Raw genomic sequence first — 9,629 nt, 5'->3', positions numbered from 1 at the left:
GGCGTCGTCGACCAGTTGGCCGTCGTGGGCGACCAGGGCGCCGCGCAGGCCGGCCGTGCGCACCGCAGGCACCAGCGCGGCCGCCGCGGCCGGCCCGACCCGGCGGGCCCGCGGCAGCACCGAGCCCGGGGTCCCCGCGCTGACCCGCAGCGCGTCCCCGGCCAGGAAACCGGTGTGCACCAGCGCCGACATGCCCCGCCCCACCGAGGGCAGCAGCGGGACGGCCTGCGGGAGCGCGCGGATCAGGTGCGGTGCGGTCCTGGTCATCAGGATGCCGCGCTCGACGGCGCTCTCCCGGGCCACCCCGATCCGGCCGGAGGCCAGGTAGCGCAGGCCGCCGTGGACCAGCTTGGAGCTCCACCGGCTGGTGCCGAAGGCCAGGTCGTGGGCGTCCACCAGCACCGTGCGCAGGCCGCGGGAGGCGGCGTCCAGCGCGACTCCGGCGCCGGTCACCCCGCCGCCGATCACCAGCAGGTCGACGGGCTCGCCGGCGGCCAGCGCGTCGAGGTCCCCGGCACGGCGCCGGGCGTTGAGGGCGGTCGTACCGGGGCGGTCGGTCATGGCGTGAGGTATCCGTTCAGGGCGATGGCCAGTTCGCGGCGCCAGGCCGCCTCGGGCAGCAGCTGGGCGACCATGCGGTGGGACTGGACGGTGGACTGGGCGATCAGCAGCACCATCGCGGCCAGTTCGGCCGGCTCCCCGGGGCGGATGGACCCGTGCCGCTGGCCGAGCTCGACCGCCTCGGACAGCGCGTCGAGCAGGCCGCGCTGGCTGGTGCCGAGCCGCTCGACGACGTACTCGACCAGCAGGTCGGCGTCCGAGCGCAGCAGCGCCCCGAGCACCGGGTGGTCGCGGACGGCGACGGCGACCTCGACGATCCAGGCGACCACCGACTCGCGGTCGTCCCCGGCCCGGACCGCGGCCTGCTGGGTGGCCCGGATCTCCCGGGTCAGCAGCGCGCCGACCACCGCGCGGACGTCAGGCCAGCGGCGGTAGACGGTGGGCCGGCTGACCCCGGCGCGCCGGGCGATCTCGGCCAGCTGGGTGCGTCGCGGGCCGAGCACGACGACCAGATCGGCGGCCGCGTCCAGGATCGCGTCGTCGACACTGCGGGCGGCGCCGTCGCTGCCGCCGGGCCCCGAGGGCTCGATGTGACTACTTGACATGATGTGGAAAACTGTAACGCATGCCATCTGAAGCGCACACCGGACCGGGCCGACCGGCGACACTGCCCCAGCCGCCCATGGCGTGGAACGCCTGGGGCGACCCGGCCCTCGCCAAGCCGCTCTCCGCCGACATCAGGTCACTGCTGGAGCAGCTGCTCGGCGTCTCGCCGCAGGAGGGCGCCGCGCCCACCGCCGACGAGGTCCGGCTGCGCCCGGGCAGCCTGGCGGCCGAGGACCTGGCCGCCCTCGCCGCCATCGTCGGCGACGGCCACGTCAGCGCCGCGGACGCCGACCGGCTGCCCCGGGCCGGCGGCAAGTCCACCCCCGACCTGCTGCGCCGCCGCAGCCGCGCGGAGCAGGACGCCCCCGACGCGGTCGTGCTGCCCGGCACCGAGGACGAGATCGCGGCCGTGCTCGCGCTGTGCGGCGAGCGCCGGATCGCCGTCGTCCCGTTCGGCGGCGGCACCAGCGTGGTCGGCGGGCTCGACCCGGTGCGCGGCGGCTTCGCGGCCGTCGTCTCGCTGGACCTGCGCCGCTTCGACACCCTGACGGAGCTGGACGAGGTCTCCGGCGAGGCCACCCTGGGCGCCGGGCTGACCGGGCCGCGCGCGGAGGAACTGCTCGCCGAGCGCGGCTTCGAACTCGGCCACTACCCGCAGAGCTTCCGGTTCGCCACCATCGGCGGCTTCGCCGCCACCCGCTCCTCCGGCCAGGACTCGGCCGGCCACGGCCGCTTCGACGACATGGTCCGCGGCCTGCGGGTGGTCACCCCGGCCGGCGTGCTCGACCTCGGCCGCGGCCCCGCCTCGGCGGCCGGCCCCGACCTGCGCCAGCTGTTCATCGGCTCCGAGGGCACCCTCGGCGTGATCACCGCGGTCCGACTGCGGGTGCACCCGGTACCCGCCGTCAAGGTCCACGAGGCCTGGAACTTCCCGGACTTCGCCACCGGCGCCGCCGCGCTGCGCGCCGTCGAGCAGCAGGGCACCGGGCCGACCGTGCTGCGGCTGTCCGACGAGACCGAGACCGGCGTCAACCTGGCGATGACCTCGAAGATCGGCGGCGGGCAGGTGGCCACCGGCTGCCTGGCGGTCACCGTCTTCGAGGGCACCACCGAGCAGACCGCGGCCCGCCACCGGCTGACCCGGGAGCTGCTGCTGGCGGCCGGCGGCACCTCGCTCGGCGAGGAGCCGGCCCGCGCCTGGGAGCACGGCCGCTTCGACGCGCCGTACCTGCGCGACGCGCTGCTGGACTGCGGCGCGCTGTGCGAGACCCTGGAGACCGCCACCTCCTGGGCCAACCTGGAGCGGCTCAAGGGCGCGGTCACCGAAGCCCTGCAGAACGCCCTCCAGGCGGGCGGCACCACCTCCCTGGTGATGTGCCACATCTCGCACGTCTACCCGACCGGGGCCTCGCTGTACTTCACCGTGCTCGGCGCCCAGAAGGGCGAGCCGATCGAGCAGTGGGCCGCGGCCAAGGCGGCCGCCTGCGACGCGATCATGGCCAACGGCGGGACGATCACCCACCACCACGCCGTCGGCACCGACCACCGGCCGTGGATGCCGCAGGAGATCGGCGAGCTCGGCGCCGCCGTGCTGCGCGCGGTCAAGGGCGCCGTCGACCCGGCCGGGATCCTGAACCCCGGAAAGCTCATCCCGTGACCGCCGGGGCGGACGGAGCCGGCGCGGGCGGGGCCGGCGAGCCGCAGCGCCGGGAGATCCGCACCGTCGTGGTCCTCACCAACCCCGCCGCCGGCGGGGGCCGGGCCGACCTCGCGGCCCGGCGGGCCACCGCCCGGCTGCGCGACCTCGGCATCGAGGTGCTGGCCGTCAGCGGCAACGACCCCGACGACGCGGTACGCCTCGCCCGCGAAGCGGTCGGCCGGGGCGTCGACGCCCTCGTGGTGGCCGGCGGCGACGGCATGATCGCGCTCGCGATCCAGGCGCTGGCCGGCACCGGGGTGCCGCTCGGGGTGATCCCCGCCGGGACCGGCAACGACCACGCCCGCGAGTACGGGCTGCCGCTGAAGGACCCCGAGGCGGCGGCCGAGGTGGTCGCCGCCGGGCACGTCCTGCGGGTCGACACCGGCCGGGTCGAGACGGCCGACGGCGTCGGCCGGTTCTTCGGCTCGGTGCTGGCCGCGGGCTTCGACTCGCTGGTCAGCGACCGCGCCAACCGGCTGCGCCGCCCGCGCGGGCGGATGCGCTACAACCTGGCCATCCTGCTGGAGCTGGTCCGGCTGCGGCCGCTGCCGTTCCGGCTGGTGCTGGCCGACGGCACCGTGGTCGAGCGCCCGCTGACGCTGGCCGCCATCGGGAACACCCGCAGCTACGGCGGCGGCATGCTGATCTGCCCGGAGGCCGACCACGCCGACGGCCTGCTCGACATCACCCTGGTCGGCGCGATGCGCCGGCGGCGGCTGGTGCGCTTCTTCCCGACGGTCTTCAAGGGCACCCACGTCCGTCACCTGGAGGTCTCCACCCACCGCACCGCGTCCCTGCGGATCGAGTCGGCGGGGATCAACGCCTACACCGACGGTGACTTCGCCGGCCCGCTGCCGGCCGAGGTGCGGGTGGTGCCGAAGTCGCTGTCCCTGCTGGTGCCGGGCTGAGCCGGGAGCCCCGCGAGCTGTTCCGTTCGTCACACGCCGGAGGCTACTGGCCCTCGGGGGGCTGCTGCTGTCCGAGCTGGTCGTTGATCTTCTGCTGGGCGGAGTCGACCTGACCCTCGTACTTGCCCCCGGTCTTGGCGTCAAAGGCGTCGCCCGCCTTGTCGACGCCCTGCCGGGTGGTGTCCTCGTGGCCCTTCATCATGCCTTTGAGCTTGTCGAGCATGGACATGGGCGGTCCTCCTTCAGGGGATTCCTGGCCCTCCCAGCATGTCCGAGATATCCGATCTTCACATCCGGAACGTGGACAGCTACTTGACAGCAAAAGTAAGGGCAACCTAACTTCCTTCCCATGTCAGCCAACCTTGTGCCCTTCGAGATCGACCTGACCGCCGAGGAGGTCCGCCGGCGCGCCGAGGTGATGGCCGCCCTCGGCCCCGACTGGGACCCGGCGGAGGTCCTGCGCGGCGAGCAGGAGGCGTACGCGCTGCTCTACTCCGGCCTCGACGCCGAGCAGCAGCGCACCTACGACGACCTGGTCGCGGCCGGCGTCCTGCCCGGCCGCGAGCAGCCCGACGCGGGATGAGGCGGGCCGTGCTCCCCATCGACCCGCACGCCGACCACGGCCGCCGCGCCTGGGTCGCCTGCCCGGCCTGCCAGGACATCCGCGACTGCGCCGACTGCGCCGAGCGCCGCAACTGCAACGACCACTGGCGCTACCTGCTCTCCAACACCGGCAGCGTCCTGCACCTCCAGTGCCCCGGCTGCACCCACGTCTGGGACCACGAGAGCGGCTTCGGCGCGACCCGCGGCGCCCCCGCCCGCGGCCGTTAGCCGGACGCCGCTCCGGTCGGCCACCCGGACCCCCGGATTCGGATCGCGCTGCCGGGGCAGGCGATCCGGGACCGACCGGGGAGGTTCTACCGATGACCGACATATCGCGACTGCCGGGCCCGTTCGAGCTCGCCTGGGACTGGCAGCTGGAGGCCGCCTGCCGCGGCACGGACAGCAGCCTGTTCTTCCACCCCTCCGGCGAACGCGGCGGACCGCACGACCGCAGGGAGAACGCCGCCAAGCGGGTCTGCGCCCGCTGCCCGGTCCGGGCCCGCTGCCTGGAGTACGCGCTGGACGCGCGTGAGCCGTACGGCGTCTGGGGCGGACTGACCGAGGACGAGCGGTACGAGCTGCTCCGCCCCCGCCGGGAACGCGCCCGCCGCGAGCGGGTCCGCGAGGCCCGGGCCGGGCGGACCGGATGACCGGACGGATGAACCGCGCGAAGCGGGGCAGACGAACCAGCGACCAGGCCGTTCCGACTGCAGGAGGCAACCATGAGCACCGGCGACAAGGCACACAACACCGCCGAGAAGGCCAAGGGCAAGGTGAAGGAGGCCGCCGGCAAGGCGGTCGGCAACGAGCGCCTCGAAGCCGAGGGCCGGGCCGACCAGGCCGGCGGAGACGTCAAGCAGGCCGCGGAGAAGACCAAGGACGCCGTCAAGGACGTACTCGGCCGCTGAACCCCGCCGACCCGCCGCGCCGGGCCGGGGACCGCCCACCACGGGAGGTCCCCGGCCCCGGTCGTGCCCCCGGTGGGGCCGCGCCGGGGCTCAGCGCCGGCCGGGCAGCACGTACCGGTGCTCCGGGCGGCCGGTGTCGCCGTAGCGCAGGCTCAGGCGCAGCCGCCCCTCCCGCTCCAACTGCTTGAGGTAGCGCTGCGCGGTCGAGCGGCTCAGCCCGGTGGCGTCGGAGACCTCCTGCGCGGACAGCGGCCGCCCGGCCCGCCGCAGCGCCCCCAGTACCAGGTCCGTGGTGGGCGCCGAGTGGCCCTTGGGCAGCGCCGCGACCGGTGAGGCGGCGCTGCGCATGGTGGCGAACAGCCGGTCCACCTCGTCCTGACCCGCCTCCCGGGCCGCCGGCCCGGCGAGCGCGTGCCGCAGCTGCGCGTAGGCGACCAGCTTCTCCCGCAGCCCGGCGAACGCGAACGGCTTCACCAGGTACTGCAGCGCGCCGTGCTGCATGGCCGCGTGGACCGTCGACACGTCCCGGGCGGCCGTCACCATCATCACGTCGCAGCCGATCCCGGCCGCCCGCATCCGGCGCACCAGCGCCAGCCCGGTCTCGTCCGGCAGGTGGTGGTCCAGCAGCACCAGGTCGACCGGGCGGCGCTCCAGCGACGCCAGCGCCTCGCCGGCGCTGTGCGCCCGTCCGGTCACCCGGAAGCCGGGGACCTTGGCCACGTACGCGGCGTGCACCTCGGCGACCCGGAAGTCGTCGTCCACCACCAGAACGTCGATCATCACGCCTCCGCGACGGACAGCTCGGGCACCCCGTGCGCGGCCGGGCCGCCGGCCGGGTGCAGGGCCTCGGGAAGGACGACGGTGAACCGGGCGCCGCCCAGCGCGCCCGCCCCGACGGTGATCCGGCCGCCGGCCCGCTCCACCAGCCGCCGGACCATCGCCAGGCCGAGCCCCCGCGGCCGGTGCGCGGGGGCGTCCTTGCTGGTCCAGCCCTCCTCGAAGATCCGTTCCCGCAGCGGCGCCGGGACCCCCGGGCCACTGTCGGCGACCTCGGCCAGCAGCGCGGCGCCCTCGGCCCGCAGGGTCACCTCGACCACCCCGCCGGTGAGCGCGTCCAGCGCGTTGTCCACCAGGTTGCCCAGCACGGTGACCAGCATCCGGGGATCCACCACGGTGTCCGGCAGATGACTCCCGGCACCCACCACCAGACGCACCCCCCGCTCGGCCGCCACCGCGGCCTTGCCCGCCAGCAGTGCCGCCACGTGCGGGTCCTGCACCTGGCCGGCGATGGCGGCGGCGAGCGCCGCGTGCGAGCCCGACTGCTCGGAGATGAACTCGGCGGCCTGCTCGTACAGCCCGAGCTCCAGCAGGCCGAGCAGCGTGTGCATCCGGTTGGCGTGCTCGTGGTCCTGCGCCCGCAGCGCCTCGGTCAACGACCGGGTGGTGTCCAACTCGCGGACCAGGGACTCGAGTTCGGTACGGTCCCGGAGGGTGACCACGGCGCCGCCGTCTGCGGTGGCCATCCGGTTCAGCAGCAGCACCCGGTCGTCGCGGACGGCCGGCAGATCGGTGCCGGTGATCCGCCCGGCCAGGATCCCGGCCAGCCGTCCCGGTGGCAGCACCTGCTCGATCGCGCACCCGGCGCAGCCGTCCGGCAGCGCCAGCAGCCGCACCGCCTCGTCGTTGGCCAGCCGGATCCGGCCGTCCGCGCCGAGCGCCACCATGCCCTCGCGGATGCCGTGCAGCATCGCCTCCCGCTCGACCAGCAGCGCCGCGATGTCCGCCACCGCGATGTTGTGGGTGCGCCGCTTCAGCCGCCGGGCCAGCACCAGGGTGGCCAGCGTGCCCGCCGCCAGGCCGGCGCCCGCGCACAGCAGGATCCCGGTGGCCATGCCGAGCAGCCGGCGCCGGATCGAGTCGTCGCTGATCCCCACCGAGACCTCGCCCACGATCCGGCCGTCCGACAGCCGCAGCGGCACCTTGCCGCGGGCGGTGCGGCCCAGCGTGCCCTGCTCGATCGCGGTCACGCTGCGCCCGCCGAGCGCCGGACCGGGGTCGGTGGACACCCGGAAGCCGATCTTCGCCGGGTCGGTGTGCGAGAGCCGGATCCCGTCCAGGTCGGTGACCACCACGAAGCTCGCGCCGGTGGCCAGCCGGATCTGCTCGGCGTTGCGCTGCGCGGCGGCGCTGTCGCGGGCCGCGGCCGCCCGGGCGAGCACCTCGTCGGTGGCGGTGGCCTGCGCGATGGACAGCGCGCGCTGCATCGCGTCCCGGTCCAGCTCCCGGCTGACCGGCGCGAGGAACAGCCCGGCCGTCACCGCGCTGACCCCGACCGTGACCACCGTCTGGCTCAGCAGCAGCTGTGCGAAGACCCGCCGGGGCCAGTGCGGACGTCTCATCGCGGGTCTCCTCTCGCCGCTCGTCGGGGGAATGGACGGTCACCCTATGTTTCCGGCGGGTTTCTGTCACCGTGCGGCCGGACCGCCCCCGCTGTTGTAGCGGAAGCAGAACGAGCAGAACAGCCCTCAACGCGCACAACCGGCAGTAGGCCGACAAGGCTGCCGCCGGGACCGGCGCCGCTCCTAGCCTCCGACCACACGGAACGGACCCCGGCGACGGCGCCGGGAGGGCAGAGGTGGTGGTGCACATGAGCGTGCCGAAGACGGCGGCCCCGGCGATCGAACTGGCCGGGGCGACCAAGCGGTTCAGGACCCCGTCGGGGGAGCTGCACACCGCGGTACGGGAGCTCGACCTGACGGTCGCCCCGGGGGAGTTCGTCGCGGTGGTCGGTCCGACCGGCTGCGGCAAGTCCACCACGCTGACCCTGGTCAGCGGACTGGAGGAGCCCACCGAGGGCGAGGTACGGGTGCACGGCGAGCCGGTCGCCGGGATCAACGGGCACGTCGGCTTCGTCTTCCAGCAGGACGCGGTCTTCCCCTGGCGCACGGTGCTGTCCAACGTGATGGCGGGCCCCCGCTTCCGGGGCGTGCCCGCCGCCGAGGCCCGCGAGCGGGCCCGCGACTGGCTGGCCCGGGTCGGCCTGGCCGCGTTCGAGGACCGCTACCCGCACCAGCTGTCCGGCGGCATGCGCAAGCGCGTCGCGCTCGCCCAGACCTTCGTCAACGACCCGCGCATCCTGCTGATGGACGAGCCGTTCTCCGCGCTCGACGTGCAGACCAGGGCGCTGATGTCGGACCAGCTGCTGGACCTGTGGGCGGGCACCGGGTCCTCCGTCATCTTCGTCACCCACGACCTGGACGAAGCCATCGCGCTCGCCGACCGGGTGGTGGTGATGACCGCGGGACCGGCCACCGTCAAGGAGATCTTCACCGTCGACCTGCCCCGCCCCCGCACCGTCGAGGCGGTCCGCCTCGAGCCCCGCTTCGTCGAGCTGTACCGCGAGATCTGGGGCTCGCTCGGCGAAGAGGTCCGGATCACCCGCGAGAGAGGAGCGGGTCGTGCCGCTTGAGACCGCCCCGACCGCACCCGCGCCCGCCCTGGCCGTCCCGGCCACCAGGACCGAGGCCCGCGAACGCGCCGCCCGCAACCGCAGGCTCGGCGTGTACGGCGCCCGCGCCGCCGTCCTGGCCGCCTTCCTCGGCCTGTGGGAACTGGCCGCCCGCACCGAGGTGATCGACCCGTTCAACTTCTCCCAGCCGTCCCGGATCTGGGACCAGATCTGGCAGTGGACCACCCACGGCACCGCCCAGGGATCACTCGGCGAGCAGATCGGCTACACCCTGTACGAGGCCCTCACCGGCTGGGTGATCGGCGTCACCGCGGGGATCCTGCTCGGCATCGCGCTCGGCCGGATCCGCTTCCTGGCCGACGTGTTCGGCCCGTACATCAAGGTGCTCAACGCCATCCCCCGGATCGTGCTCGCGCCGATCTTCCTGATCTGGTTCGGACTCGGCCCCGCCTCCAAGGTCGCCTCCGCCGTCGTCCTGGTGTTCTTCCCGGTCTTCTTCAACGCCTTCCAGGGCGCCCGCGAGGTCGACCGCAACCTGGTCGCCAACGCCCGCATCCTCGGCGCGGACAACCGCCGGGTCACCCTCCAGGTGGTCATCCCCGCCGCCACCACCTGGATCTTCACCAGCCTCCACGTCAGCTTCGGCTTCGCGCTGATCGGCGCCATCGTCGGCGAGTACATCGGCGCCACCAAGGGCCTCGGCCTGCTGGTCGCCGCCGCCCAGGGCACCTTCAACGCGGCCGGCGTCTACGCCGCGATGACCATCCTCGCCGTGGTCGCGCTGCTCACCGAAGGCCTGCTCACCCTCGCCGAACGGCGGCTGTTCCGCTGGAAGCCGGCCGACGCCGGCGACGGCCGCTGAACCCCACCCACCC

General features: G+C 74.7%; 13 protein-coding genes. 8 read left to right on the top strand and 5 right to left on the bottom strand.

The genetic code is table 11. The features are described 5' to 3' along the window. Both AA75_RS00270 and AA75_RS00265 read right to left on the bottom strand, forming a co-directional pair. On the bottom strand, positions 1-561 hold a 561-nt coding region (locus AA75_RS00270; protein ID WP_033817588.1), incomplete at its 3' end, for an FAD-dependent oxidoreductase. Continuing rightward, the gene (locus AA75_RS00265) at positions 558-1,166 is read right to left on the bottom strand and encodes a TetR/AcrR family transcriptional regulator (RefSeq protein ID WP_051811461.1); all 609 of its coding nucleotides are present in this window, start codon (positions 1,164-1,166) and stop codon (positions 558-560) included. The genes AA75_RS00270 and AA75_RS00265, both read right to left, overlap by 4 nt. Before the next feature lie 77 nt (positions 1,167-1,243). Between AA75_RS00265 and AA75_RS00260 the strand changes: the two genes are divergently transcribed. Further along, positions 1,244-2,824 (top strand): FAD-binding oxidoreductase, encoded by a 1,581-nt coding sequence (locus tag AA75_RS00260; RefSeq protein WP_033817587.1) that lies wholly within the window; start codon positions 1,244-1,246, stop codon positions 2,822-2,824. Further along, positions 2,821-3,774, top strand: coding sequence for a diacylglycerol kinase (locus AA75_RS00255; protein ID WP_233288858.1), 954 nt, complete (start codon positions 2,821-2,823; stop codon positions 3,772-3,774). Before AA75_RS00260 ends, AA75_RS00255 begins: the two co-directional genes overlap by 4 nt. Before the next feature lie 43 nt (positions 3,775-3,817). Here AA75_RS00255 and AA75_RS00250 read toward each other — a convergent pair whose 3' ends face one another. Next, the gene (locus tag AA75_RS00250; RefSeq protein WP_033817586.1) at positions 3,818-4,003 is read right to left on the bottom strand and encodes an antitoxin; all 186 of its coding nucleotides are present in this window, start codon (positions 4,001-4,003) and stop codon (positions 3,818-3,820) included. 120 nt (positions 4,004-4,123) lie between these two features. On the opposite strand from AA75_RS00250, the gene AA75_RS00245 reads away from it, so the two are divergent. From AA75_RS00245 to AA75_RS00230, 4 genes are all read left to right on the top strand, one after another. Beyond that, positions 4,124-4,357: a DUF6400 family protein gene (locus AA75_RS00245; protein WP_033817585.1), complete on the top strand. Its 234-nt coding sequence runs from the start codon at positions 4,124-4,126 to the stop codon at positions 4,355-4,357. Positions 4,358-4,365: 8 nt separating this feature from the next. Beyond that, entirely contained in the window at positions 4,366-4,605 is a 240-nt protein-coding gene (locus AA75_RS00240) for a hypothetical protein (protein ID WP_033817584.1), read from the top strand. A 92-nt stretch (positions 4,606-4,697) separates the two neighbouring features. Further along, a complete protein-coding gene (locus tag AA75_RS00235) occupies positions 4,698-5,027 on the top strand; it encodes a WhiB family transcriptional regulator (RefSeq protein WP_051811460.1) in 330 nt (109 codons plus the stop codon). Positions 5,028-5,099: 72 nt separating this feature from the next. Continuing rightward, the gene (locus AA75_RS00230) at positions 5,100-5,285 is read left to right on the top strand and encodes a CsbD family protein (RefSeq protein WP_033817583.1); all 186 of its coding nucleotides are present in this window, start codon (positions 5,100-5,102) and stop codon (positions 5,283-5,285) included. A 90-nt stretch (positions 5,286-5,375) separates the two neighbouring features. Here AA75_RS00230 and AA75_RS00225 read toward each other — a convergent pair whose 3' ends face one another. Then, entirely contained in the window at positions 5,376-6,065 is a 690-nt protein-coding gene (locus tag AA75_RS00225) for a response regulator (protein WP_033817582.1), read from the bottom strand. Then, positions 6,065-7,684 (bottom strand): sensor histidine kinase, encoded by a 1,620-nt coding sequence (locus AA75_RS00220; protein WP_051811458.1) that lies wholly within the window; start codon positions 7,682-7,684, stop codon positions 6,065-6,067. The genes AA75_RS00225 and AA75_RS00220 overlap by 1 nt, the downstream gene beginning before the upstream one ends. A 248-nt stretch (positions 7,685-7,932) precedes the next feature. On the opposite strand from AA75_RS00220, the gene AA75_RS00215 reads away from it, so the two are divergent. Next, positions 7,933-8,754 carry an ABC transporter ATP-binding protein gene (locus AA75_RS00215; RefSeq protein WP_033817589.1) on the top strand — a complete coding sequence of 274 codons (822 nt, stop codon included), beginning with the start codon at positions 7,933-7,935 and terminating at the stop codon, positions 8,752-8,754. Continuing rightward, the gene (locus AA75_RS00210) at positions 8,744-9,616 is read left to right on the top strand and encodes an ABC transporter permease (RefSeq protein WP_033817580.1); all 873 of its coding nucleotides are present in this window, start codon (positions 8,744-8,746) and stop codon (positions 9,614-9,616) included. The genes AA75_RS00215 and AA75_RS00210 overlap by 11 nt, the downstream gene beginning before the upstream one ends. The last annotated feature ends 13 nt before the right edge of the window (positions 9,617-9,629 follow it).

Origin of the sequence: Kitasatospora sp. MBT63, from assembly GCF_000710465.2 — a bacterium.
In the GTDB taxonomy this organism is placed as follows: Bacteria; Actinomycetota; Actinomycetes; order Streptomycetales; family Streptomycetaceae; genus Kitasatospora.
Note: the sequence above shows the minus strand (reverse complement) of the source record. Positions and strands in the feature narration are given on the sequence as shown.